This is a genomic window from Methanomassiliicoccales archaeon (assembly GCA_026394395.1).
In the GTDB taxonomy this organism is placed as follows: domain Archaea; phylum Thermoplasmatota; class Thermoplasmata; order Methanomassiliicoccales; family UBA472; genus UBA472.
The window spans coordinates 136,318-161,064 of sequence record JAPKYK010000004.1 but is presented as its reverse complement, the minus strand read 5'-3'; the positions used below and the strand labels follow the sequence as shown (position 1 = coordinate 161,064).

26 protein-coding genes are annotated in these 24,747 nt (G+C 60.4%); 13 read left to right on the top strand and 13 right to left on the bottom strand.

Annotated features, from left to right (window positions below):
• Window positions 1–7 precede the first annotated feature (7 nt).
• From polX to NT131_06815, 4 genes are read left to right on the top strand one after another with little or no spacing between them, the layout of a single operon-like run.
• Window positions 8–1,723 (top strand): DNA polymerase/3'-5' exonuclease PolX, encoded by a 1,716-nt coding sequence (gene polX, locus NT131_06830; protein MCX6651352.1) that lies wholly within the window; start codon window positions 8–10, stop codon window positions 1,721–1,723.
• Window positions 1,724–1,770: 47 nt separating this feature from the next.
• Window positions 1,771–2,697: a ribose 1,5-bisphosphate isomerase gene (locus NT131_06825; GenBank protein MCX6651351.1), complete on the top strand. Its 927-nt coding sequence runs from the start codon at window positions 1,771–1,773 to the stop codon at window positions 2,695–2,697.
• Between the two features lie 4 nt (window positions 2,698–2,701).
• Window positions 2,702–3,946, top strand: coding sequence for a RuBisCO large subunit C-terminal-like domain-containing protein (locus NT131_06820; GenBank protein MCX6651350.1), 1,245 nt, complete (start codon window positions 2,702–2,704; stop codon window positions 3,944–3,946).
• The gene (locus NT131_06815) at window positions 3,943–5,463 is read left to right on the top strand and encodes an AMP phosphorylase (protein MCX6651349.1); all 1,521 of its coding nucleotides are present in this window, start codon (window positions 3,943–3,945) and stop codon (window positions 5,461–5,463) included. Before NT131_06820 ends, NT131_06815 begins: the two co-directional genes overlap by 4 nt.
• On the opposite strand, the gene NT131_06810 is transcribed toward NT131_06815, so the two are convergent.
• Window positions 5,440–6,201 carry a hypothetical protein gene (locus NT131_06810; GenBank protein ID MCX6651348.1) on the bottom strand — a complete coding sequence of 254 codons (762 nt, stop codon included), beginning with the start codon at window positions 6,199–6,201 and terminating at the stop codon, window positions 5,440–5,442. The two genes, NT131_06815 and NT131_06810, sit on opposite strands and share 24 nt — an antisense overlap.
• 314 nt (window positions 6,202–6,515) lie before the next feature.
• Here NT131_06810 and NT131_06805 point away from each other — a divergent pair, with 314 nt between their 5' ends.
• Complete coding sequence (locus NT131_06805) at window positions 6,516–6,836, top strand: hypothetical protein (GenBank protein MCX6651347.1); 321 nt, start codon at window positions 6,516–6,518, stop codon at window positions 6,834–6,836.
• Here the strand turns inward: NT131_06805 and NT131_06800 are convergent.
• Window positions 6,833–8,116, bottom strand: a complete 1,284-nt coding sequence (locus NT131_06800) for an MFS transporter (GenBank protein ID MCX6651346.1) — start codon at window positions 8,114–8,116, stop codon at window positions 6,833–6,835. The genes NT131_06805 and NT131_06800 overlap by 4 nt on opposite strands.
• A 243-nt stretch (window positions 8,117–8,359) precedes the next feature.
• Between NT131_06800 and NT131_06795 the strand changes: the two genes are divergently transcribed.
• Both NT131_06795 and NT131_06790 read left to right on the top strand, forming a co-directional pair.
• Entirely contained in the window at window positions 8,360–9,100 is a 741-nt protein-coding gene (locus NT131_06795) for a hypothetical protein (GenBank protein ID MCX6651345.1), read from the top strand.
• Window positions 9,101–9,147: 47 nt separating this feature from the next.
• The gene (locus NT131_06790; GenBank protein MCX6651344.1) at window positions 9,148–9,420 is read left to right on the top strand and encodes a DUF1294 domain-containing protein; all 273 of its coding nucleotides are present in this window, start codon (window positions 9,148–9,150) and stop codon (window positions 9,418–9,420) included.
• A gap of 7 nt (window positions 9,421–9,427) precedes the next feature.
• Here the strand turns inward: NT131_06790 and dnaJ are convergent, their stop codons facing one another.
• The 4 genes from dnaJ to thsB form a co-directional block, all read right to left on the bottom strand.
• Complete coding sequence (gene dnaJ / locus NT131_06785; protein ID MCX6651343.1) at window positions 9,428–10,555, bottom strand: molecular chaperone DnaJ; 1,128 nt, start codon at window positions 10,553–10,555, stop codon at window positions 9,428–9,430.
• Window positions 10,556–10,563: 8 nt separating this feature from the next.
• Window positions 10,564–12,408: a molecular chaperone DnaK gene (dnaK, locus tag NT131_06780; protein ID MCX6651342.1), complete on the bottom strand. Its 1,845-nt coding sequence runs from the start codon at window positions 12,406–12,408 to the stop codon at window positions 10,564–10,566.
• Window positions 12,401–12,943: a nucleotide exchange factor GrpE gene (locus NT131_06775; protein ID MCX6651341.1), complete on the bottom strand. Its 543-nt coding sequence runs from the start codon at window positions 12,941–12,943 to the stop codon at window positions 12,401–12,403. Before NT131_06775 ends, dnaK begins: the two co-directional genes overlap by 8 nt.
• Window positions 12,944–13,017: 74 nt before the next feature.
• Complete coding sequence (thsB, locus tag NT131_06770) at window positions 13,018–14,652, bottom strand: thermosome subunit beta (GenBank protein MCX6651340.1); 1,635 nt, start codon at window positions 14,650–14,652, stop codon at window positions 13,018–13,020.
• Window positions 14,653–14,880: 228 nt separating this feature from the next.
• On the opposite strand from thsB, the gene NT131_06765 reads away from it, so the two are divergent.
• The gene (locus NT131_06765; GenBank protein ID MCX6651339.1) at window positions 14,881–15,423 is read left to right on the top strand and encodes a DUF2240 family protein; all 543 of its coding nucleotides are present in this window, start codon (window positions 14,881–14,883) and stop codon (window positions 15,421–15,423) included.
• Window positions 15,424–15,440: 17 nt separating this feature from the next.
• Here the strand turns inward: NT131_06765 and NT131_06760 are convergent, their stop codons facing one another.
• On the bottom strand, window positions 15,441–15,923 hold the full coding sequence (locus NT131_06760; protein ID MCX6651338.1) for a multiprotein bridging factor aMBF1: 483 nt from the start codon (window positions 15,921–15,923) through the stop codon (window positions 15,441–15,443).
• Window positions 15,924–16,136: 213 nt separating this feature from the next.
• Between NT131_06760 and NT131_06755 the strand changes: the two genes are divergently transcribed.
• Entirely contained in the window at window positions 16,137–16,379 is a 243-nt protein-coding gene (locus tag NT131_06755; protein MCX6651337.1) for an aquaporin, read from the top strand.
• Window positions 16,380–16,519: 140 nt separating this feature from the next.
• Window positions 16,520–17,728, top strand: coding sequence for a proteasome-activating nucleotidase (locus NT131_06750; protein MCX6651336.1), 1,209 nt, complete (start codon window positions 16,520–16,522; stop codon window positions 17,726–17,728).
• Here NT131_06750 and NT131_06745 read toward each other — a convergent pair.
• The 6 genes from NT131_06745 to NT131_06720 all read right to left on the bottom strand — a co-directional run bounded on the left by NT131_06745 (window position 17,708) and on the right by NT131_06720 (window position 22,022).
• Window positions 17,708–17,884, bottom strand: a complete 177-nt coding sequence (locus NT131_06745) for a hypothetical protein (GenBank protein MCX6651335.1) — start codon at window positions 17,882–17,884, stop codon at window positions 17,708–17,710. The two genes, NT131_06750 and NT131_06745, sit on opposite strands and share 21 nt — an antisense overlap.
• Before the next feature lie 30 nt (window positions 17,885–17,914).
• The gene (locus tag NT131_06740) at window positions 17,915–18,676 is read right to left on the bottom strand and encodes an ATP/GTP-binding protein (protein MCX6651334.1); all 762 of its coding nucleotides are present in this window, start codon (window positions 18,674–18,676) and stop codon (window positions 17,915–17,917) included.
• 55 nt (window positions 18,677–18,731) lie between these two features.
• Entirely contained in the window at window positions 18,732–19,157 is a 426-nt protein-coding gene (locus NT131_06735; GenBank protein MCX6651333.1) for a hypothetical protein, read from the bottom strand.
• Between the two features lie 113 nt (window positions 19,158–19,270).
• A complete protein-coding gene (locus NT131_06730; protein ID MCX6651332.1) occupies window positions 19,271–19,705 on the bottom strand; it encodes a hypothetical protein in 435 nt (144 codons plus the stop codon).
• A gap of 42 nt (window positions 19,706–19,747) precedes the next feature.
• Complete coding sequence (locus NT131_06725; protein ID MCX6651331.1) at window positions 19,748–20,725, bottom strand: transglutaminase family protein; 978 nt, start codon at window positions 20,723–20,725, stop codon at window positions 19,748–19,750.
• Window positions 20,718–22,022: a hypothetical protein gene (locus tag NT131_06720; GenBank protein ID MCX6651330.1), complete on the bottom strand. Its 1,305-nt coding sequence runs from the start codon at window positions 22,020–22,022 to the stop codon at window positions 20,718–20,720. The genes NT131_06725 and NT131_06720 overlap by 8 nt, the downstream gene beginning before the upstream one ends.
• 220 nt (window positions 22,023–22,242) lie before the next feature.
• On the opposite strand from NT131_06720, the gene NT131_06715 reads away from it, so the two are divergent.
• The 3 genes from NT131_06715 to NT131_06705 are packed head-to-tail and all read left to right on the top strand — an operon-like array spanning window position 22,243 to window position 24,745.
• On the top strand, window positions 22,243–22,860 hold the full coding sequence (locus NT131_06715) for a TetR/AcrR family transcriptional regulator (GenBank protein MCX6651329.1): 618 nt from the start codon (window positions 22,243–22,245) through the stop codon (window positions 22,858–22,860).
• Window positions 22,860–23,597: an ABC transporter ATP-binding protein gene (locus NT131_06710; protein ID MCX6651328.1), complete on the top strand. Its 738-nt coding sequence runs from the start codon at window positions 22,860–22,862 to the stop codon at window positions 23,595–23,597. Before NT131_06715 ends, NT131_06710 begins: the two co-directional genes overlap by 1 nt.
• Window positions 23,594–24,745 (top strand): ABC transporter permease, encoded by a 1,152-nt coding sequence (locus NT131_06705; GenBank protein MCX6651327.1) that lies wholly within the window; start codon window positions 23,594–23,596, stop codon window positions 24,743–24,745. The genes NT131_06710 and NT131_06705 overlap by 4 nt, the downstream gene beginning before the upstream one ends.
• The last annotated feature ends 2 nt before the right edge of the window (window positions 24,746–24,747 follow it).

Here is a 24,747-nt window from a genome sequence, read left to right as displayed (position 1 = left end):
GGGGACGGTGGAGAACAACGCCAAGGTGGCCGCCATCCTCGAGGAGGTGGCCGACCTTCTGGAACTGAAGGAGAACACCTTCTTCCAGGTCCGGGCCTATCGCCGGGCGGTCAAGGAGATCTCGTCGCTCACCGAGGACATCAAGGACCTGTACGTCCGAGGGCACCTGGACACCGTTCCCGGGGTGGGAAAGGCCATTCACGATAAAATCGTGGAGATACTCCGCACCGGAGAGCTGCAGTACCTGAACGACCTGAGGAACGAGTTCCCCGCAGGGTTGTTGCAGGTCATGCGGGTGCCGGACGTGGGTCCCAAGACCGCCGGCCGTTTGTACAAGGAGCTGAAGGTCACCAACCTGCAGGACCTGCGCACGGCGGCGGAGATGCATCAGATAAGGAAGCTCAAGGGCTTCGGGGAGAAGACCGAGGAGAACATCCTGAAGGGCATCAGGTTCCTGGAGTCACGTCAGGGCCGCATGCTGCTCGGTTACGCGTTTCCGAGGGGGAAGGCCCTGGAGGAGCACATGCGCTCCTGCGGGTTCGAGCTGGTCAGCCTGGGAGGCAGCCTGCGCCGCATGAAGGAGACCATCGGGGACATCGACATTCTGGTGGGGAGCGTGGATGCCGCCAAGGCCATGGACGCCTTCGTCTCCTACCCTCAGGTGGGGGAGGTTCTGCTGAGAGGGGATACCAAGACCTCCATACGCCTGCAGGACGGGGTGCAGGTGGACCTGCGCGTGGTCGTCCCCTCCAGCTACGGGGCGGCGCTGCAGTATTTCACCGGTTCCAAGGAGCACAACGTACGAATGCGCTCCCTGGCCCAGGACCTGGGACTCAAGCTCAACGAGTACGGGGTCTTCCGGAACGCCGACGGGGAGAAGGTGGCCGGGGAGACCGAGGAGGGCGTGTACGACGCGCTGGGATTGCAGTGGATGCCCCCGGAGATGCGCGAGGACCGCGGGGAGGTCGACCTGGCCAGGAGGAACGAGGTGCCCCGGGCGGTCACCCTTTCCGATATCTGCGGCGACCTGCATGTGCACTCGGAGGCCAGTGACGGCGTGGACAGCGTGGAGGCCTTGGCCCGGGCCGCGGCCACCCACGGGTACGAGTATCTGGCGATAACGGACCACAGCCGCTCATTGACCGTGGGTAACGGCCTCAGCGTGGAGCGGCTGCTGGAGAACGCGGACAAGGTGCACGCCGCGGCCAGCGTTGTTCCCGAGGTCCACCTGCTCACCGGGGCGGAGGTGGAGATCGACGAGTACGGCGGCCTGGACTACCCGCCGGAGGTGCTTGGCGACCTGGACCTGGTGGTCGCGGCGGTGCACAGCCGATTCAAGATGCCCCCGGAGGAGATGACGCAGAGGCTGATCGCCGCCGTCTCCAACGAGCACGTAGACGTTCTCGCGCACCCCACCGGCCGCATCATCGGGGAGAGGGAAGGGTACCAATTCGACATGGAGAAGGTCATGCAGGCGGCCAAGGACAACGGGGTGTCGCTGGAGGTCAATTCCTTTCCCGAGCGCCTGGACCTCAACGACGTGCATTGCGCCATGGCCCGGGAGAGGGGCGTCACCGTCTGCGTGAACACCGACTCCCACAACGTCAGGCAATTGGACTACATGTTATTCGGCGTCGCCACGGCCAAGAGGGGCCGGGTGCCGCCGGAGCTGGTCCTCAACTCCCTGCCCTGGGAGGGGCTGAAAAAACGCCTGAACTTGTGAGACTGGACGGGCAACGTTTATCTGGTAGGAGGACCGATACTCAGAGGATGTCGGCCGAGGAGATCGCGGAGCGCATTCGTAGCATGGAGATACGGGGGGCGGCGGAGATCGCCCGCCAGGCGGCCCAAGCCCTGAAGGACGAGGCCGAGGGCTGCCATACCGATGACCTGAAAGAACTCAAGGCCTGCGTGGAAAAGGCCCGGGACATCCTCTTGGCCTCCCGCCCCACTGCCATATCCCTGTGGAACGGCGTGCAGTACGTGTTCAAGGACACCTCGCATCTCATCGATGCCGTCGAGTACCGGGAGAAGGTGAAGGCGAACGCCGACCGGTTCATCAAGCGCTCCAAGAACGCCCTGAAGACCATTGGCAAGCTGGGCGCCAACCGCATCCGCGACGGGGACAAGGTCCTGACGCATTGCAACAGCAAGGCCGCGATAGCCGTAATGGCCGAGGCCTGGGCCCAGGGTAAGCGCTTCGAGGTGTTCGCTACCGAGTCCCGCCCCTGGAGGCAGGGCGTGATCACGGCCAACGACCTGGCGAAATTGGGCATCCCGGTCACCATGATCATCGATTCCGCCGTCCGCTACGTCATGAAGGACATGAACCTGGTGCTGGTAGGCGCGGACACCATAGCTTCCAACGGCGCGCTCATAAACAAGATCGGAACCTCGCAGGTGGCCCTAGCAGCGCATGAGGCCCGAGTGCCGTTCACCGTCTGCGCGGAAACCTTCAAGTTCTCCCCGCGGACGATATACGGGGAATTGGTCAAGATAGAGGAGAGGGACGCCACCGAGGTGGTGAAGGAAGGAGAGGTGCCACCGCAGGTAAAGGTCTTCAACCCGGTCTTCGATGCCACCCCGCCGGAGTACATCGACTCCATCGTGACGGAGATAGGCGTGATACCGCCCTACGCCGCCTACCAGGTGATCGTCAAGGAGCTGGGCCAGGAATTCATATTCTACGAGGATTGATAGCATGGAATACGAGGACAGATACCTTCATCTGAACGAGGCCATAGACGTGGATTCCCACGTCATCTGCAGATACAAGGTCAAGACCGCAATGAAAATGACCACGGCCGCGGCGGCCATCGCCACTGAGCAGTCCACCGGCACGTGGACGAAATTGTCCACGCTCAATGAGGACAACTTCTTAAGGAGGAGCGGCAAGGTCACGGCCATCGACGGGAACATGACCACCATCGCTTTCCCGGTGGAGGACTTCAGCCTGGACATCGGCGGCGTGCCGCAGATACTGAGCGTCATCGCCGGCAACCTGTTCGGCCTGGAGGCCTTGGAAGGCGTCCGCTTGGAGAGCGTCGTCTTTCCCAAGAGCATGTTGAAGGAGTTCAAGGGGCCCAAGTACGGCGTGGACGGCATGCGTAAGATCCTGAAACGACCGAAGAAGCCCCTGGTAGGCACCATCGTCAAGCCCAAGATCGGGCTGTCGCCCAAGGAGACGGCCGACTACGTGTACGAGGCCGGCATGGGCGGGCTGACCAACGGCAAGGACGACGAGACGCTCAGCAACCAGAAGTTCTGCCCGCTGGAGGACCGCGTGGTGGCGATAGCCGAGGCGTTGGACCGGGTGAAGAGCGAGACCGGGCACATCATGATCCACGCCATAAACGTAAGCACCAACGGCCATCAGATACTGGAGGTGGCCGAGCGGGCCCAGGAGCTGGGCGCTTCGCAGCTCATGGTGGACGTGCTGACCTGCGGCTTCGGGGCCATACAGGTGCTGGCCGAGGACCCCTCCATTAAATTGCCCATCCACGTCCACCGGACGATGCATGGGGCGATGACCCGGAACCCGGACCTGGGGATCAACATGAACGTCTTCGCCACCCTGGTGCGCATGGTGGGCGGTGACGCTTTGCACGTCGGGACCTTCGGGGTGGGCAAGATGAAGGGCGTGCCCCAAGAGGACCTGATCAACAAGGACATCTGCTTGACGAAGGACCTGCCGTACAAGAGGGTGATGCCCGTCGCTTCTGGCGGCGTGCACCCTGGAATGATCAAGAAGTTCGTGGACATTGCCGGAACGGATTTGCAGATACAGGCCGGCGGCGGCGTTTCCGGCCATCCAGGTGGAGTGCGCGGCGGCGCCCGGGCCATGGTCCAGGCGGTGGACGCGGCCTACGAGGGCGTCGAGCTGGAAGTGTACGCCAAGGACCACAAGGAGCTGGCCGAGGCTATAAAGAAGTGGGGATTAGCATGAAGCTCAAGGCTAAGTACGTGGATGTGGACACCGGCGAGGTGTCCGTGGTGATGCATGACTTCGACTGCGCTGAGCTCGGGTTGCGGGAGAAGGACAGGGTCAAACTGAGCCATGAGGGGAAGACGACGGTGGCTATCGTCACCACTAGCGACACCGTGGTCAAAAAGGGGGAAATCGGCCTGCTCGGCCACACCTTCCAGACCATCGGGGCGGAGGACGGGGAGATGGTGGAAGTGTGCGTTACTAGCAAGCCTGAGTCCATCGAGTTCATCCGCAAGAAGATGGACGGAGCGGAGCTCAGCACCGAGGAGATCAACACCCTCATCGCCGACATCTCCTCCCGTTCACTTTCCAACATCGAGCTTTCCGCTTACGTTACCGCATTATACATCCGGGGGATGAACATACGGGAGACGGCCGATCTCACGAAAGCGATGGTGGCCACCGGGGAGACCATCAAGTTCGACAACGGGCCGATATACGACTTCCACAGTGTGGGCGGGTGCCCGGGCAACAAAATAACACTGCTGGTGGTGCCGATAATGGCCGCGGGCGGGTGCAAGCTGCCCAAGACTTCCTCTAGAGCTATAAGCAGCGCCGCCGGGACCTCGGACATAGTGGAGGTCTTCGCCAATGTGGCCTTGACGCCTCAGGAGCTCAAGGCCGTCACCGAGAGGGTGGGCGGGGTCATGGCCTGGGGCGGGTCGCTGAACCTGGCGCCGGCGGACGACCTGATCATCAAGGTCGAGTATCCCTTGGGTATCGACCCGCACGCCCAGCTGCTCGCTTCCGTCATGTCCAAGAAGAAGGCCGTGGGAGCGAACTACCTGGTCATCGACATACCCATGGGCGATGGCACCAAGGTCCCCACCATGGATATGGCTAAGGTGTACGCCCGGGACTTCATACAGTTAGGAGAGCAGCTGGATATCCGGGTGGAGTGCGCCATCACCTACGGTGGTCAGCCGGTGGGCCGGGCCATCGGACCGGCCCTCGAGGCCATCGAGGCCATCAGCATCCTGGAGGGGGCCAAGACGCCCAACAGCGTGGTGGAGAAGACCACCAGCATCTGCGGGATGCTCTTCGAGATGGGCGGGGAGTACATGGGCTCGGAGAAGGCCCGGCAGATACTGGAGAGCGGCAAGGCCCTCAAAAAGTTCCGGGAGATCGTGGAGGCCCAGGGCGGTAACCCGGACATAAAGTCCACGGACATCAAGGTCGGGCAGCATAGCGTGGACGTGATGGCCAAGCAGAGCGGGTATGTGGGCGCCATCCAGAACAAGGCGTTAGTGCGCATCGCACGGACCGCCGGCTCGCCCAAGGACAAGGGCGCCGGGCTGGTCATCAGCAAGAAGGTGGGCAACAAGGTGGACAAGGGCGAGACCATCTACACCATCTACACCGAGAACGAGTGGAAGCTGCAGGAAGCGCTCAAACTGGGCATACGCCTGGAGCCGATTTGCATCCAGGGAATGGTCCTGGCCAGGGTGCCCTCATTCTCTCGCGTGGCCCTCTGAAACCCCTTTCCCCTTCTGTTTTTTTATCGCTTCCTCCAAGCCCAGGGCGCCCCGTGCTACGTCACCGGCCAGGGCGGAGGAGATGGTCACCGCCCCGTCGCTGTGGATGCGGCTCAGCCGCTGGATCTCCCTCAGCTCGCCTGGCGTCGGTTCCACCTGCGGCTTGAACGGGATGAGCTCCCCACGCATCTTGGATATGGCCATGGCCGCGTCGGCGTCCGGGCTTCCGGTGCGGCGGGTGGTGGACGTCTCGTCCACCATCTCGATGTTGCGGGTGATGGCCCACAGCGAGTTGATCACCCGGTCGCGGTTGGTGCGGTCGCCGTGACCCACCCGGACCAAAAGCTCGTTCGTGCTTATCAGGGAGAGGAAGTCCTGCACCGCCGGCCCCACCTCCTCCGGGGAGAGGACGGTGTCCGAGTGCAATGCCTTACCATCGCCCAGGAAGGCCACCCCCGGCCGTGGGCCGGGGTCTACGCCCACTATCACGCGGTTGTAGGAGCCGCCCTGCATCAGGGCCAGAGCGGTCTTCACCGCCCTCTCCGGGTCGTCGCTGGCGATCACCCTCTTCCCCCGCAGCCTCTTCCGTTCCGCTTCGGTGGTCAGCACCAGCTCCACGTTCAGCGGCAGGGGGTCGTCGAACCCCATGGAAATGAAAGGATGACCCTTCTCCTTTAACAGCCGGACCGCTCCGTAGAAGAAACGGAAGTCCTCGGTGATGACGGCCACTACTTTCATCCGGGGGCTACTTGGCGCCGCGGGACTTAATGCTTGCCTGCGGAAGAACTTCGCCTGCGTCCGTCGAGGCACCCGCAACGGTGAAATAAATCCTGATGACATGGAATCGCGTGGATGGGAAAGCGCTCAGCGATTCGGTGAAGGGTAGGTGCGAGAACACCTGCCGAGAGTTCCTGAACGAGGAACTGCCGGAGATGGCCAACTAGTATCTGTCGAAGTACCTGGCGGTGCAGATCGACGGGGAGCTTCCGGAGGCCGCCCGGACCATGAAGGGCGAACGCCAGGTGATCGAGGAGAACGACCCTCACTAGTGCGTGCGCGTGCTCACCTCCGAAGGCGGGGAGCACTCCATGATCATCTTAGGTCTGAACCTGCCGCGGGAGCAGACCATGGAGGCGGTGGAGCGATTGAAGGGCTCCCCGACCAGGGAGAAGCTGTTCGTCTACCTCTTCACCTTCGAGAAGGTGGACGACGAGGAGGTCATCTCCCACGCCATCATGGAAGGCGAGCTCTTGCGGATGATACGCGATACGGGCATAATCGCTTTCTTCGCCATGCTGGACGCTCAAGCGGGCATGGGCATGCTGGCCCGCATCGACGGCGATAGGCGGACGATCGAGTACCTGCCGCACTAGACCGCTTCGTTCTCGTCCACGCGGTCGGTGCGCTCCGGTATGGCCCGTCCCAAGGCCAGGAAGCCTATGGCTGCGAACAGCCCGAAGCAGCCGATGCCGGCCCACATTATTATCGGATCGCCCAGGAAATTGTCGTAGAGCAGCCCGCCGAAGAAGGGACCGGCGGAGAATCCGAAGCTGCTCACCAGCCCGTACATCCCTTGGTACCTGCCCCGTTCCTTCTCCGGGGACATCTTGGCCACCAGGGCGGTAGATGACGGCGAGACTATCATCTCGCCCATGGTCACGATGAACATGCACATGGCCAGGTACATGAAGCCAGGGGAGAGCAGCCAGGACGGTAGCTGCAGTCCTAACGTCGGGGTGAGGCCGACAATGCCGTAGCCTATGGCGTACAACAACGAACCAAAGGCCATGACCCTGGTCATCCGATGGTGGCTGATGGCCCGGGAGATGGGGAACTGGATCAGTACTACCATCAGGCCGTTGATCGCGTAGATATAACCGATCTCGGCGCTGGTCAGTCCGATCTGGGCCGTGGAGAACACGGCGTAGGTGGAGGCCATTTGCCCGAACATCATGAACAGGAATATGGAGATGAAGGAGAAGGCTATGAAGCGGCGGTCCTTGCCCAGCCGCCCCAGGTCCCGCAGGGAGAAGCGCTCCCTCTTGGAGCCGGGGCTGATGCTCTCCCCCACGAACAGGAACACTATGATGGACACCGTCCCCGTGGCCAGGGCGCTGATGAGGAACAGGAACGGGTACGATATCATGGCCAGCAGCCCGCCCAGAAGCGGCCCTATAGTCCAGCCGAGGTTGCCGCCTATGCGCAAGAGCCCGTAGGCCTCCAGCCTCTTCTTTGGCTCGACCACGTCGGCTATCATGGCGCTGGAGGCTGGCTCGAAGAAGGACCCGGCCAGGCTGCTCATGCAGATCATGACGGTTATGACCACCAGGTCGGCCCCTCCGGCGATGACGTAGGCCAGCCCGATGAACATCAGGCAGCGGGTGGCCATGGCGATGACCATGACCTTCTTGCGACCGACGATATCGGCCAGCTCCCCTCCCAAGATCTGCCCTGACGCTCCGACGATCGCCGATATTAGGAGCACTAGGCCCACCACGGTCATGGATATGCCCAGCTCCTGGTTCAGGTAGATGGAAAGGAAGGGCATCACGATTGAGAAGCCCAGCGAGGAGATGATGCGCCCGTAGAAGAGCGTCCAGACCCGGCGGTCGTAACCGCGGGCGGATTGGAAGGAAGGCAATCGGATGGCCATTTGTAAGGGGTAGTCAATGCCGAGCCTCAATTAATGATTTCTACTGTCATGGAATAACACGTTTTCCGGCAGGTTTATCTATTGAACTGCGCATCAAAACCATGGTCATTGGACCAGGAGGTTCCCGGATATGATGCCAGCACATATATTTTCAGCAGGATGCCGGGAACCTGACTGAGGTCTCGCCCAGGCATCCTTCTTCGTCAGCGTTCCGACCGATTCGAATTTCGCACAGAGAAAGAGATGCCAAACGATCCGTATCTTGACACCAGCGTGGCCTGGCGCATCAGATCAGGGAACATCGAGTTCCAGGAGAGTGGATACCGTCAGACCGTCCAGTGCATACTGGAGAACGGCCTGGCCACGAAGGTGCGGGGAATGATATCCTCCGGGAAGGAGGCCGAAGTGTACTTGGCCGAGTACCACGACGCGCCCCTGGCCGTGAAGGTGTACCGTTTGTACCAGACCTCGCACCGAGGAGGACACCCTATCAAGCTGATCTCGGCGGGATGGATGGCCGCGCACGAGTACGACATGCTGCTACAGGCCTGGAAGGGCGGGGCTCCGGTATCAACCCCGGTCAGGCGAGTGGAGAACATATTGTCCATGAGGTACCTGGACGATGGATGGGGACTGGCGCCCCGACTGCAGGATTGTGAGCCCCAGGACCCCGCAGGGATGATGGAAATTGTGCTGCAAGGAGTTGCCTCCCTGGCTCGGGCAGGCGTTGTTCATTCAGACCTCAGTCCCTACAACGTGTTGGTCGCCGACGACCGTCCATGGTTCATCGACCTGTCCGAGGCTATCCGGGTGGACCGCATAGGGGATGTGCCCTGGGCCAGGCTGACCGAAGCTGAGAGGGCTCTGCGGCAGGGCCTCGGTTCCTTGGACCAGTACTTCCGAAAATTCGGTCTAAGGGTAGAGCAGGAAGACCTTGTATCTCAGTTGATGAGGGGCTGGGACCGCTTCGGGGTGATGTCGTGAGCTGAGGGCAGGAAAAACCATTTACGGCTCCTGCGCATTTATCTGGTATGGAGTGGGACTATCCGACGCTGCTGTTGGTCGGCGCATACCTGCTGGTCAACCTATTGGCTATGGTGCTGTACGGCTTCGACAAGCACCGGGCCAGGATTGGCGGCCGGCGTATCTCGGAAAAAAAAATGCTGACCATGGCCCTGTTCGGGCCGTTCGGGGCCTTGGCCGGAATGAGATGGTTCCATCACAAGACCAGGAAGACCCTGTTCCTGCTGGTGCCAGTGTTCGCCGTGCTGCACGTACTGCTGTTCGTGCTGCTGCTGACCTAAAAAACCGTCAGATCTTGCTCCGCCCGAAGAGCCCTTTCCTCCCCGGTTCGAGGCCTTCGAACTTCCGCAGCAGTTCCTTCTGCTCGGCCGTCAGCTTCTTCGGCACTACCATTTTCAGGCGGGCGTACTGGTCCCCCCGGCCGTGCCCTTCCATGCGCGGCATTCCCAGCCCCTTCAGGCGCTGCACCTCTCCGGGTTGCGTGCCGGCGGGGATGGTCATTTCCACCTTCTTCTTCTCCAGCGTGGGGACCTCGATCGTCGCGCCAAGCGCCGCCTCGGTGAAGCTGATCTCCTGCGTCATGTACAGGTCCGCACCGTCCCTCTGGAAGACACTGTGCTCCTTCACATTCATGACCACGAAGAGGTCTCCGGGCGGTCCACCGTCCGGCGATGGTTCCCCGGCCCCGGCCACGCGCAAGCGCATTCCGGTGTCCACGCCCTTCGGGATGTCCAGGGATATCTTTTGACGCTTGCGCGTCCAGCCCCTGTCGCACTCCGGGCAGGGGTCCTTGATGTTCTTGCCGGTGCCGTCGCATTTGGAGCAGGGGCCGACGGTCACGAACTGCGAGTAGCCGCGGCGCTCCACGCGCTGCATCTGGCCCTTGCCGCCGCACTGCGAGCACAGCTCCTCCTTGCGGCTCTTGGAGCCGGTGCCCCCGCAGGCCTCGCACTTGACCGTCAGGGGCAGGGTCAGCTCCTTCTTAATCCCTGAGGCCGCCTCCTCGAGTGTGATATCCAGGTCGTAGCGCAGCGACTGCCCCTGGTGCGGGCCGCGCGAACGGCCGCCCCCGAAGAACATGTCGAATATGTTGCCCCCGCCGAAGCCTCCTTCCCCGAATATGTCGCGGATGTCGCCCTGGTGGGTGAAGTCGTTCCAGTTGAACCCGCCGCCCTGGAACTGGCTGTTGACGCCGGCGTGGCCGTACTTGTCGTACAGCTCCCGCTTCTGCTTGTCCATCAGCACTTCGTACGCTTCGGACATCTCCTTGAAGCGCTCCTCGGCCACCTTGGGGTCCTCCTTGGTGACGTCGGGGTGGTACTGCCGGGCCAACTGGCGGTATGATTTCTTAATCTCCTCCTCGCCGGCCTTGCGGTCCACGCCCAGGACCTCGTAGTAGTCGCGCTTCTCGGCCATGTGGACGCCTACTTATCGTCAACAATCTTGTAGTCGGCGTCGACTACGTTGTCGTCCTTGGGGGCCTCGGCTTGCGGGCCCTGTTGGGCCTCCTGCTGCTTCTGCGCCATGTTCTGGTAGATGCGGGTGGATATGGCGTAGAACTCCTTCTGCAGGGCGTCCATCTTCGCTTTGATGGAGGCGGCGTCGCCCTTCTTGATCTCCTCCTTGACGTCGTTGACCAGGGCCTCGACCTTGGTCCTCTCCTCGTTGGAGGCCTGGTCGCCCAGCTCGGTCAGCGCCTTCTCCGTGGCGTAGACCAGCTGGTCGGCCTGGTTGATTGCTTCCACCTTCGCCTTGTTCTTCAGGTCGTCCTCGGCGAAGCGCTCGGCCTCCTTGACCATCTTGTCGATGTCGTCGGTGGAAAGCTTGGTAGAGGCGGTGATGGTGATCTTCGCTTCTTTCTTCGTTCCCAGGTCCTTGGCGCTGACGTTCACGATGCCGTTGGCATCGATGTCGAAGGCCACCTCGATCTGCGGGATGCCCCGCGGTGCGGGCGGGATGCCCATTAGCATGAAGCGGCCCAGGGAGGTGTTGTCCTTGGCCATCGGGCGTTCGCCCTGCGTGACGTGTATCTCCACGCTGGTCTGCCCGTCGGCGGCGGTGGAGAATATCTGGGACTTGCGAGTCGGTATCGTGGTGTTCCTCTCGATGAGCTTGGTGGCTATTCCGCCCAAGGTCTCGATGCTCAGGGACAGGGGCGTCACGTCCAGCAGGAGCACGTCCTTGACCTCTCCGGCGAGCACGGCCGCCTGGACCGCGGCGCCCATGGCCACGCATTCCATCGGGTCGACCCCGCGCTGGATCTTCTTGCCCACCAAACCCTCGACGAACCTCTGTATGACCGGCATGCGGGTCGGACCTCCGACCAGGATGATCGAATCTATCTTGTCGGCGTTGAGGTTGGAGTCCTTGATGGCTCGTTCGACGGGCCCGCGGCAACGGTTGACCACCGGCTCGACCAGCTCTTCTAACTTCGCCCTCGTTAGGTTAAAAGCAAGATGCTTCGGTCCGTCGGCGGCGGAGGCCAGGAAGGGCAGGTTGATCTCGGTGGACATGGTGGTGGAGAGCTCGATCTTGGCCTTCTCGCAGGCCTCGCGCACCCTCCACATGGCCATCTTGTCCGGGGTCAGGTCGATGCCGGACTCCTTTTGGAAGGTGTTGACGGCGAACCTGATCAGCAGCTCGTCCATGTCCGTTCCGCCTAGCTGGGTGTCGCCGCTGGTGGAGACCACCTCGAAGACGCCCTCGCTGAAGTCCATGATGGTGACATCCAACGTTCCGCCGCCCAGGTCGAACACCATGACCTTCTGGGACGTGCCGGCCTTGTCCAGGCCGAAAGCGAGCGCCGCGGAGGTAGGCTCGTTGATTATCCTGATCACTTCCAGCCCGGCGATGGCCCCGGCGTCCTTGGTGGCCTGCCTCTGGTTGTCGTTGAAGTAGGCCGGGACGGTGATGACCGCCTTGGTGACCTCCTCGTTGAGATATGCTTCGGCGTCCCTCTTGATCTTCTGCAGTATGAAGGCGGAGATCTGCTGCGGGGAGTACTCCTTGCCCAGTACCTTGACCTTGTAGTCCGTGCCCATCTTGCGCTTTATGGCGGCAATGGTGCCGTCCGGGTTGGTGACCGCCTGGCGCCTGGCCGGCTCGCCGACCAGAAGCTGGTTGTCCTTAGTGAAGGCCACGTAGGACGGGAAGGCCTTCCCTCCTATGCTGGTCCCCTCCGCGCTGGGTATTATCGTCGGCCGGCCGCCTTCCATGACCGCCGCGGCCGAGTTGCTGGTTCCCAAATCTATTCCAATGATCTTAGCCATCTGATTCACCTCTGTCCTTATCCTTGCCCACTTTCACCTTGGCGTAGCGAATTACTCGCGGTCCCAGACAGTACCCCTTCTGGTACACCTCCAGGACCTTGCCCTCCTCCCCCTCGCCAACGCACAGCGCCTCGTGCAGCGCCGGGTCGAAGGTCTCGCAGGGCGTCTCTACCAGTCCCTTGGACTGGAGCATTGATCGTAAGTTATCGTGGATGGATTCCAAGCCGCTCCGGAGTTCCTCCGGCGTCCCCTTCGATGAGAGGGCCCGCTCGAAGTCGTCCAGGAAGCCCAGCAGTTCGTAGAGCAGCTTGTCGTTGGCCGCCTTCATCTGCTCCTCGCGGTCGCGCTGGGTTCGCTTCTTGTAATTGTCGAAATCGGCCTGTATTCTCTTGGCCAGCTCCAGGTTCCTTTCCGCCTGGGCCTTTGCTTCCACAAGGTCCTTTTTCAAGAGCTCCGCCTCTTCACCCGTTGTTAGCGACCCTTCCTGGGCCTCCCCCGCTTGCGGGGGCCGCGTGTCCTTGGAGCTGTCTTCCATCGAGGGACCACCCGTTAGCTTAGTCTTCAGAATGTAAAAGGTTGTTGATGGGGGGTTTTGCCCCCCGTTAGGGTTTAATCAACGTCGGCCAGTCCCTGCTTGCCGACCATGTCCTTGGAGCTCATGCCAGGGGTGCCCTTGGAGGCGATGACATCGTCGATCCTCAGGATCATGATAGCGGCGTCGGTGGCCGAGCTTATGGCCTGCTTGCCCACCCGGAACGGTTCCAGGACGTCATTGGCAATCATGTCCTCGACCTGCCCGGTGAATACGTTCACGCCAGCGTGCTTCTTGCCCGCCTTGTGGGACTTCCTCATCTCGATGAGTATGTCGATGGGGTCCAGCCCGGCGTTCTCGGCCAGGGCGGTGGGAATTACTTCCATCGCAGAGGCGAAGGCGTCGATGGCGATCTGCTCGCGTCCTCCGACGGAGGAGGAGTACTCGCGCAGGCGCAGGGCCACCTCGACGGCCGTGGAACCGCCGCCGGTGAGCATGTTTCCGTCCTCGATCGCGACGGAGACGACGCTCATGGCGTCATCCAGGGAACGCTCGATCTCGGCCACCACATGGTCGGTACCGCCCCTGATCAGGATGGATATGGCCTTGGGGTTCTTGCAGCCGGTGACGAAGGTCATCTCTTCCTCCTGGATCTTGCGGACCTCTACCAGGTCGGCCTTGCCCAGGTCGCTGACCTCCAGCTCGTTGATCTTGGAGATGATGGTTGCGCCAGTGGCCTTCGACAGCTTCTCCATGTCGCCCTTCTTGACCCGGCGTCCGGCGAAGATGCTCTCCTTGGCCAGGAAGTGCTGGACCAGGTCGTCGATGCCCTTCTGGCAGAAGACGACGTTGGCCCCGATCTTCTTGATCTTGTCGACCATCTCTCTCAGCATGCGCTCCTCCTCGTCGAGGAAGGCGTGCATCTGGGTGGGGTCGGTGATCTCGATCTTGGCGTCGATCTCGGTCTTCTTGATCTCCAAGGCCACGTCCAACAGGGCGATCTTGGCCTTCTCGATCCTCTTGGGCATGCCGGGGTGCACCGGCTCCTTGTCCACGATGATCCCCTGGATCAACTGGGTGTCGTCCATGGAACCGCCGTGCTTCTTGGTGATCTGGATGTTGTCCATGTCCACGACCCATTTGCCGTTGACCTTCTCGGCCACGTTGGACACAGATTCGACGGCCACCTTGGCCATGAGGTCCTTGGAACCGGATACGGACTTGCTCATCATGGCGGTCTTGGCGATCTTCATGAGGGTCTCGCGGTCCTTCGGCTCGACCTTGATGGACACCGAGTCCAGGACCTCCATGGCCTTGGAGCAGGCCAAGCGGTACCCGGCGGTGATGATGGTCGGATGAACGTTGGCGTCGATGAGGTCGACGGACTTCTTCAGCAGTTCTCCGGTCAGAATGACCGCAGTGGTGGTGCCGTCGCCGCACTCCTCGTCCTGGCTCTTGGCGACCTCCACCAACATCTTGGCGGCGGGGTGCTCGACATCGATCTCCTTCAAGATGGTCACGCCGTCGTTGGTGATGACGACATCACCCATGGAGTCGACCAGCATCTTGTCCATTCCACGGGGACCGAGGGTGCTCCTGACCGCGTCAGCGATGGCCCTGGCGGCCATTATATTGTTGTATTGGGCGTCCTTGCCCTTCTCGCGCTTGGAACCCTCTTTGAGTATCAGTATAGGTGTGTTTCCCATTGCCATACTACTAACCTCCATATCAAATCAAATTGACATCTAGCTCTGAGCTAGCGGGCCTTGGAATGTTTGTTCTTCTATATAAGAATATTGTGGCACCCCGTTCCACCCATATTGATAATGATAAAAACCTAGGACGGCTGCCTGAGGGGTCAAATGGCTGGGCCGTATTTTATCCTATCGTGCACTGGGGGCAAGGTTATATCGAAGGAAGGGATTCTTGAGCATGATCGTATGAACGAGCTCCAGCGGACCGTGGCCGTGGTTTTCAACCGCAAGGGGAAGAAGATGCTGTCCGAGCGGGAGTTCATCAACGCCCTGTTCTTCGAGCTGAAATGGTCCGACCCCACCGGCTCCGGCCGGATCGAGGCCAAGGAAGCGCAGCGGATACTGGAGGCGGGGCTGCGCAAAGGGCTTCTAGAGCTTACGGACGGTTACGTGCGCCCGACCTTCGACCACAAGGCGGTGGAAGTGCCGTTGAACTACAAGCCCACCAAAGACCTGCTGAACGAGCTGGGGGAAGCTGCTCCATCGACCAAGGCCGAGGCGTCCCCGGCCGCAGCGAAGGCGGAGGCGCCGCCGGTGTTCTCCGTCCTCATCGACGACATCGCCGCCAAGTCCGGCTGGAACAAGCGGGAGGTCGTGGCCCGCATAAACAAGGTGGTGGAGAAATTGTCCGTTGACGCCGAGGTGGCCGCCCTGCTCGTCGGTAAGGACGTGGGCGTGGACGTCGGCAAGTACATATTAGAAGTGAAGGAAGAGGTTTTGCGGAAGTGATGCTCCGGTACCGGTAGTCACTTCTTTTTCTTAACGCAGTCCTCGAGGGTCAGGGCCTTGCCGCTGGAGGTCTTCTCCACCGTGGTGATCATTACTTTTTCCTTCAGCTTGATGTCCAGGGCCTTCTCCACCTTCCGCACCAGGGTGTCGTTCGGATGCATCGTCCCGCTCTCCAGCTTGTGGATGATGCTGACCCGCTCGTTGATCTTGGCCGCCAGCTCCTCCTGCTTCCAGCCCATCTTCTCCCTGGCTTCCTTAATCCGCTTGGAATAGTCCTCGGCCATCTCGATGGACTCCTCACCCGTTTCGTACACGGAATGGGTCTGCATCCGGCGCTCGCGGTTGTCCAGCCTCGCCTGGATGACCGACGGCTCGGCGGTGGTCGTCTTCTTTCCCCCCGCTTTCACGTTATCGCCGAAGCGGGCGCAGTCGCGGCAGACGCTGAGCACCGTCCCCTCGATCCTCACCGGCAGCAGGCTCGCCATTTCCTTACCGCACATTTCGCATATCATCTCTATCGTTCGAGCTAATGTTAGAAGAATAATTTAAACATGAGCCGCAGTTCAATCCTTCATCCTGTGGAACGGCTTGGGCGGCGAAGGGGCGAAGCACTCCTCTACCTCGAACACCAATACTCGTAGGGGTCATCTATGGCTGCGTCAAGGGCAAGAGCAATGCCACGGGAATGGCCGTAGCCTTCTTGGTGGGGGGGGATGCTGGTCTCCACGGTAAGCACCATGTTCGCTAACCCGGCGGTGACCTTCGCCAGGATGATGACCTATGCCATATGCGGGATTGTCCCCCTCAGTGGCATCGTCTTCATGATAATGGAGGTCGTCGGCGCCCTTCTGGCCATGGTGGTCTTCACCAAGGTGCTGTACCCCACCCCCCTGGAGAAGAAGGAGATATACGAACCGGGATATTGCCCGCCTAAGCTCATCGAGATAAAGGATTAATCTTTAATCCCGGGGAACGCCCAGGCCAGGAGCGCTGATGCCCGCCTCCTGGGCGCCCCTTTGTTTTTATTATGTTGATATGCGTTGGCAAATGCTCAAATATGGGGCGGTTTAATCAATGTTCGAAGGTGCCACGATTGATGGACGAAGAGCTTGACCAATCCATCTCCAACGAGATGGTCGAGAAGCTGGAGCTTATAGAGAGACAGAACTCCGAGCTGCTCGAGGAGGTCAGGAGGGTGGAGGGCGAGAAGAGGTACGTGGAGAGCGAGCTCTTCCGCTTGCAGAAGGAGATCAAGCGCATGCGCTCCGAGCTGGAGCGCCTGAAGTCCCCGCCGCTCATCATCGGCAGCATTAAGGACATGCTGATCGACGGCCGTGTCATAGTCAAGAGCAGCACCGGTCCGGACTTCATCGTCACTACATCTGAGTATGTGCCGCAGGAGGACCTCATCGTCGGCGCGCGCGTAGCTCTAAACAAGCAGACGCTTGCCGTGATGTCCGTTCTGCCGCAGTCCCTGGACCCCATCGTCACCGGGGCGGAGATCATCGACAAGCCGAACATCACCTACGAAATGATCGGCGGGCTGGACGAGCAGATCCTGGAGGTCCGAGAGGCCGTGGAGGACCCGCTGCTCCGACCAGAGCTGTACAAGAAGGTCGGCATCGAGCCCCCCAAGGGCGTGCTGCTGGTGGGACCGCCAGGCACCGGCAAGACGCTCATCGCTAAAGCCGTGGCGAACCACACCAACGCCACCTTCATCCGCTTCGTCGGTTCCGAACTGGTGCAGAAGTACATCGGCGAGGGTGCTCGCCTGGTGCGCGAGCTGTTCGAGCTGGCGCGGGAGAAAGCGCCAAGCATCATATTCATCGACGAACTGGATTCCGTCGGCGCCAAACGCCTGGACGCGGCGACGTCCGGCGACCGCGAGGTGCAGCGCACGCTGATGCAGCTGCTGGCCGAGATGGACGGGTTCAACCCCCTGGACAACATCAAGATCATCGGCGCGACCAACCGCCCGGACATTTTAGATGATGCGCTGCTGCGGCCGGGCCGCTTCGACCGCATAATCGAGATACCCATCCCGAGCTACGAGGCCAGGCTGGTGATCTTCCGCATCCACTCCACCCGCATGAGTGTGGAGGAGGGACTGAACATCGAGGCCCTGGCGACGAAGACGGAGCTGGCCACCGGCGCGGACATCAAGTCCATCTGCACCGAGGCGGGAATGTTCGCCATCCGCGACAACCGCGATGTCGTGACGATGTCCGACTTCGAGCGGGCCATAATCAAGGTGCTGGACAACGAGACGAGCAAGTGCACCGAGTCAGGCGTCATGTTCGCCTGAGAAACCATTTTCCGTTACTTCTATTTCCTTCTCCAGGGCGAAGGAGCCCATGTACCCGCACTTCAGGCAGCGGTACTTCTGGCCCATTATCATCCCTGCTTCGTAGATCAGGTCGGCCGAGCCGCACTCGGGGCAGGTCAGTATCCAGGTCTTCATAGGTTGAATACGTCCGCGGACGGAGATAAATCAATCGTTCGTCAGGTCCTCGCCGCCCTCGAAGGACTGCTGCACCATGTTGTATATGTCCTCCAGCCCCGACGGTTCCGTGGCGGAGGCCGGGACCATCTTCTTGTAGGCCCCGATGGACTCGAGGGCCTTGAACAGCTCGATGCCCAGCAATGTGCGGGAGTCGATCTTGTCGGTTATGGCCCCGTACAATGCGTCGGAGGACTCTGACCAGCCGATTATGGCGTCCTGCTCTTCCTGCTTCAACAGGTCGCTTTTCGATAGTACGGTGAAGAAGGGGACGTTGAAGCGGAAGTGGACGGTCGCCGCCAGCATCACCGAGGAGACGAAGCCCGAAGGCGACTTACATAGGCTGGGGTCGGCAAGGAACAGCAGGCAGGCGTCCTCCTTGCCCAATTCCTCCATGATCACCTCGCTGCTCTGGCGGAAGGCGAACAGCTCGATCTGCCCGGGGGTGTCCACCAGCACGTAGTTGGTCTGGAACTTTTCGATAGATTCCGCCAGGTCCTTGGCGTTCACGGCCATGAGGTCGGCGGCGACGATCTGCGCGCCGTTGGGGCCGAGACCGTACTCCTCCATGACGTCGCTTACCCGCACCCAATCACGTATGTCGACGTCGGCCTCATAGGGCATGTTCTCCACGCCCGGGTCCAGGTTCACGGTGACAGAGTCCAGTCCCTGGAGGGTGAGCCATTCCTTGAAAGCGTAGATGAGGGAGCTCTTGCCGCTGCCGGCGGTGCCCACGAAGTAGATGTAGCGCATGATATCGTTCCGAAGGAAGCCTGCCGGGCTTATGATACTTGCGTTTTGACCATTCTTACAGGTCCTCGCTCGGATAGTAATCCGATGGTTCCTCGTAGTCGGTCTCGTAGTCCTGGGCCACGTTCATTCCTACGTAGCCATCTATCGGGACATAGATGACGAAGATGAGGACCGATGTAATCCAGCTGGGAACGATGTAGGCCACGATCAGCGAGGGAATGCTGACTATTATCAGGAACACGAACAGCTTGAGACCGTGAAAGAAGACGCTTCCCAGATCGATCTCCAGGCTGATGTCCCACACCCGTTCGGCCACGTAGGTGTTGATGTAACCGAACAGGAATATGAGCACCGCCAGCCCGATGATCAGACCGATGAGCCAACCTATCGACACCAGCAGGCCTAGTAAGAAGGCCCAGCCCATGGTCACCCCGAACATGATTACGTCCAGCCCTAGCCCGTGCAGGCAATATTTCAGCAAAGGCGGCCTCTCGGTCTCGATGAACGTTCCCCGGTGTATAATTGGATGCGGGATTTATGAGGGTTTCCTTTGCCTCCCACCATGGAAAAGTGGAACAGCGTTCCTTCCAGATATCAGCGGGTCAGGCGCTCCAGGGCCTTCAGTAGCGCTTCGACCTTTTTCGTCCTCCTCCTTATGGCGCCCTTTATGGCCTTGCGGCTGCGGCGGTTGCCCGGCAGTTTCCTTGTTTCAAGGTACGAATGGATGAGGTGGTCGTCCAGGTGCGACATGCGCCCTTTAAGGCCGGACAGCTCCTGCCGCGGTATGTCGTTCAGCTCGACGGTCAGCAGCTTCCTTTCCATCTTCTCCAGTCTTTGCAGGAGGTCCTCCACCGATTCCCCCACGTTCTCGATAAAGGAGCGGGTGGCCCCTTCCCTGATGCCCGGGGGCATGGCCACGACGATCTCCTGGGTCTCCTTCAGGACACCCTTCACGTCGACGATGAACACTCTCAGCTCCTCCTCCGGGCGCGCCTTGCCCTTTTTCCTAAAGACGTCGAAGAGACCCATAGACTTCCCCTAATCTATCGCCGGGATTAAAAACTGAGGGCCTCAGTCGAAGGTGATCTGCCCCGTGTTCTCCATCTTGACCATAGGCATCTTGACCCTCTTGGCCCGGACCATGGCGTCATAGGCCTCCAAGCCTCCGGCGTCCTCGATTATCTTTTTCCCGTTAGTGGACATCTTGTACACGTTGGCGCTCACCCTTTCCACGGACCCGGGGGCCAGGGTGATCATCAGCGTGCCTAGTAACGGAAGCCCGAAGGGGATGGACTCGCAGATCATGACGGTGCCGGGGATGGCTTCGAACCAGTCTTCCAGGGAGGTTTCGCCGAGCTTGCTTATGGGGTTGCCCATAACCGCCTGCCAGCCGGCGTCCGGTCCTACCACCGCGTCCAGCCACTTACCGTCGATGAAAACCTGGACCTCGGACTCTATGAGGAAGTAGCCCAGGGAGTTGTACCACTTCTGCATGAAGCTGTCCGCCCCCAGCATACGCTGGTACCAGACGGCTATCATGCTCATGGCGAAGACCTTGTACCTGGCCTTTATCCCTGCGGCGCGGCAGAGGGCGATCATCGCCCCAGATAGGTGGAAGCATGTGCCCGTTCCCCGTTCCAAGGTGTCGCCGGCGCTGTCCAGGGGGACATACTCTACGATCATCTTCTCCTTGCATAGTTCGTGAGCCCTTTTAGCGAACTCCAGGTCGGACACCTGGAACGCGCCTAGCTTGTGAGCCATGGCAACGATGCGCGGGTCGCTAGGATCGCAGAAGCGGGTGGATCGCAGGTACTTCTCATCGGACACCGTCCTTCGCATGTCCTCCTTGAACTTGGGGATATCGTATTGGCGCGGGGGGCGTTGGTAGCGCGGTCCCTCCGGCAGGACCCTCATCTTCTTGACCTCGCCCAGATGGAAAGCGCTGGTCTTGAGCACCGAGGTCACGCCCTTGGTCATAAGCTTGATGAAAGGAACGGCGGGAATGTATTCTCGCTCCTTCAGCTGCCTGGGGGTGAGCAGCTCAGGCACCTCCAACGTCCGCGGCCATCATCTTGCGCACCTCTTCACCGCAGCCGCGCATCTCCTGCCCGGCCATGCGGGTGACCCCCGGCTCCAGCACCGGACCAGGGCGGTCGCAGTGGGGACAGTGCTCCAGCATGCGTACGCGGTCGTTGCTGACTATGAACCCGGGATAGCTACCCATGGAACCGTCCAGGAAGGCGAAGCGTCCGAACTTGCCGCAGCCCAGATTATGATTGTGATCGTCCAGCACCATGGGGTGCAGGTATGACGTCGGTATGTGCAGGTGGTGCCCCTCGGGGCACTGCATCATCCAGCCATTCCCCTCGACCATCCCGTAGAGGTCCAGGCAGGACTCGGAAGGTATTCCGAGCACGTCCTCGATGTCCTTGCGGAATTGCTGCTCGGGGATGCGCTGGTCCTCGTGCATCTTCCACCCTCCCCCGGTCAGGACGATGCCTTGTTTCCCGAACTTGAAGGTCTTGCCCCGCTCCTTCAGCTCGTTGAGCACGGAGTTCAGCAGGAACGGCACGCCGACCATGGCGAACCTCTCCCCCTCCTTGGCGCGCCTCTCCACCCAGGAGATGATCTTGTCCACCGACCTCTGCGTGGACTTGCTGACGACGTACTTGGTCAATCGGTCCTTTATACCGTCGCCCTGAGCCATGGACTGTCGCACCGTCTCGGTGTTCACATCGCGGTCCAGGGCCACCTCCACATCCTTCATGATGTCGTAGAACACCGTGCCGAGCCGTCCGGCGAAGAGGTTGGTCTTGAATGGATTGGGCATCATCAGGAATCCGCGCATCTTGGGGTCCCAGCGGGGGAAGAACATGGACACGGCCCCCTTGGCCATGGAATACTCGTTAGCGAAGAAACTCTTCATGTCCCTGGGGATGAATGTGTGACGGCCGCTGGTCCCGCTGCTGTAGGCCACGGCCATGCCGGCCTCGTTGAACGATTCGATCACTTCGTCGTGCGTTGGTTCCTTACCTCGGATGCGCACCTTCGGTAGCTCGCCAGTGTACATATTGGCCAGCCACAGGGCGAAATCCTTTCCTGATGGATAGGCTTTGAAGAAATCGGCAGAGACCACCGGCACCCGGTCCAGGTCCTCCACGGAGGATAGCGAATCGGGGGTGTACTTCTGCTCGTCGCAGAATGTGCGGTAGGTCTTGTTGAGTTTGTAATGCCTGGTGAACTGGAACTTGATGGCGTTGAACCGGAGGTCGTCCGCTTCCTTCTTCTGCATGCGGAAGTAGTGAGAAGGGCTGTAGACGGCTTGGTCGGAAGGTGTCCAATCCACCGTTCTCGGAATATATCGAGAGGTCATTGACTCGAAATTGCGGATGTATTCGCTATATTCCATTTAGAATCCCAAACGAATGTCGATTATAAAGATTTGGTATTTCTCCATCGACGAATAATTTCGACGATTGGCGAATTTATGGTCGTTTCCAGGTTAGCCGGTCCATGAGCAATTATTTATGTATGCAAGTAATTGCTTACATTAATGGGAGATTGTAATGTCCTCTGAACCCGGTATCAAAGTCCCTAAGGCTCGCGAGAAAGTGTTGGACTCTGCGTTCACTTTGTTTGCGGAGAAGGGGTACGATGGCACGACCACCAAGGAGATCTCCGCTCTGGCTGGAGTGAACGAGGTCACCCTCTTCCGCATATTCGGGAGCAAGGAGGCCCTGTTCCGCCAGGTGGTCCAGGAGAAGCTGCCGCTAAGGAGCATCAGGTCCGTAGTAGATTTCGATATGGAAGGCCCGATGGAAGAGGTCCTACTGCGGAACGCACGCAAAGTGCTTGAAACCCTCAAGGAGAACCGGCATTTCCTTATGATGCTGGTGGGGGAGATATGGAGGCACCCTCAGTTCAAGGAGGACGTGAGCACTGAGGCTTTCGAAAGGGCGGCACAGTACCTGGCCGGGCAATTGCAGGTACTTATGGACAGGGGTCGCCTGAGGTCCCTCGATCCGTACGTGGCCGCCAAGTCCTGGATCGGCATGGTGCAGTCGCACTACCTCACCAATTATTTGGTGGGGCTAGGTAACATCGACCCGGCAGAGGAGGAGCGGCTGCTGCGGGGGATGGTCGACATCTTCATTAACGGCGCTGGAAACAGGGAGGGAAACTGATGGAATCCGATGCTGGACACGCGGTGATAACCGAAAGTTTGAGGAAAGAGTACGACGACATCGTCGCCGTCCAGGACCTGAGCCTCAAGATACCTTCCGGGTGCATCTACGGGCTGATCGGTCCGAACGGTTCTGGTAAGACCACGGCCATCAAGGTGCTGATGGGGCTTGTGAGAGCGACCGCGGGCTCGGCCACAGTGCTGGGGCGAACGGTCCCGATCAAAGGCAAGGACAGCCGGGTCAGCTACATGCCGCAGGAGCTGGCGTTGTACGTGGACCTCACGGTGCACGAGAACGCCCAGCTGTTCTCCGAGCTGAACGACATGGAGCCGTCGACCTTCCTGGAGCGGGAGAAGGATGTGCTCCAGGTGGTCGGACTGACGGATAGGAAGGACGACCTGGTCGGTCATTTGAGCGGGGGGATGCAGCACCGGGCCTCGCTGGCCTGCGCCCTTATCAACGACCCGCAGCTGATGTTCCTGGACGAACCTACCGTCGGTGTCGATCCAGAGTTGCGCTCGGGCTTCTGGGAGCACTTCCGCATGCTCAAGGGGAAGGGAATGACCGTCGTTCTCACGACGCATTACATGGACGAGGCTTCACGCTGCGACCTGGTGGGGATGATGCACAAAGGGCGTCTCATCGCCGAGGGGGCGCCCGCCGAGCTCCTTAAGGAGGCGAAGTGCGAAAACCTGGAGGACGCCTTCATGGAGTTCATAAGGAGGTGTTGTCAGTGAACGCCAAAAGGATGCTCGCGGTTACCAGGAAGGTCTTACGATCGCTCAAGCATGATCGGCGGACGGTCGGTTTCCTGGTACTTATGCCCATCTTCATGATAGCCATCTTCGGCTTCACCTTCGGCGGGGAGGTGAAGGGCGTGGAGGTGTACGTGGTTAACTTGGACGAGGGTGTGGGCAACGCGTCCTATGCTAACCTCATAGTTGCTCATCTGCAACAAGACGAGACGCTGAAGATCAAAGAGATAGTCACTTCATCCTCCGGCGTAGCCGATCCTGTGACGTACGGGCGAGAGAAGGTGGAGAGCGGTGACGCCTGGGCCTGCATCGTCTTCCCGGCCGATTTCACCATGGACATCGCCACCTACTCGCCAGGCAACACCTCCATCGTGGACGCGGCCTCGATAACGCTGCTCCTGGACGGCAGCAACACCAACATCGTGCAGTCGGTGACGTCCTCGGTCCAGTCGTCCATGTCCGCCGTGCTTTTCGAGGACCTCGGGTTCACCCAGCCAGTGATGGTCGTCCCGGACATGGTCTACGGGGACGGAATGGAGTTCATAGACACGTTCGCGCCAGGGGTCATCTCCCTGGCGGTCATGATGGTGACCTTCATGCTGTCCATCATCTCCTTCATCCACGAGCGGACGACCGGTACGCTGGCCAGGCTGCTCTCCACGCCAGTGACCGAGGGAGAGGTGGTGCTCGGTTACGCCTTGGCCTTCGGCCTCATCGGCCTGGTCCAATCGATGATGGTGCTGGCGACGGCGCTCCTTCTCTTCAACGTGCAGGTGGAGGGGTCGCTGCTGCTCGTGCTCCTGACCATTCTCCTGCTGGGGGTGGGGATGCAGGGGTTGGGATTCCTTCTATCGGCGAACGCCAGGACCGAGTTCCAGGCCATCCAGTTCATCCCGCTGATTCTATTTCCCTCCATACTGTTGTCCGGGGTCTTCTGGCCCATCCAGGCGGTGCCGGAGCTGCTGCGGCCGATATCCTACTTCCTGCCGCTGACGTACGCCGTGGACGGCGCGCGATCGGTGATGGTCAGGGGATGGGGGCTGGGAGAAATATGGCCGGACCTGGCGATACTGGCGCTGTTCGCCGTGGCCATGCTGGCGTTGAGCGTACTGCTGATGAAGAGGAGATAAGG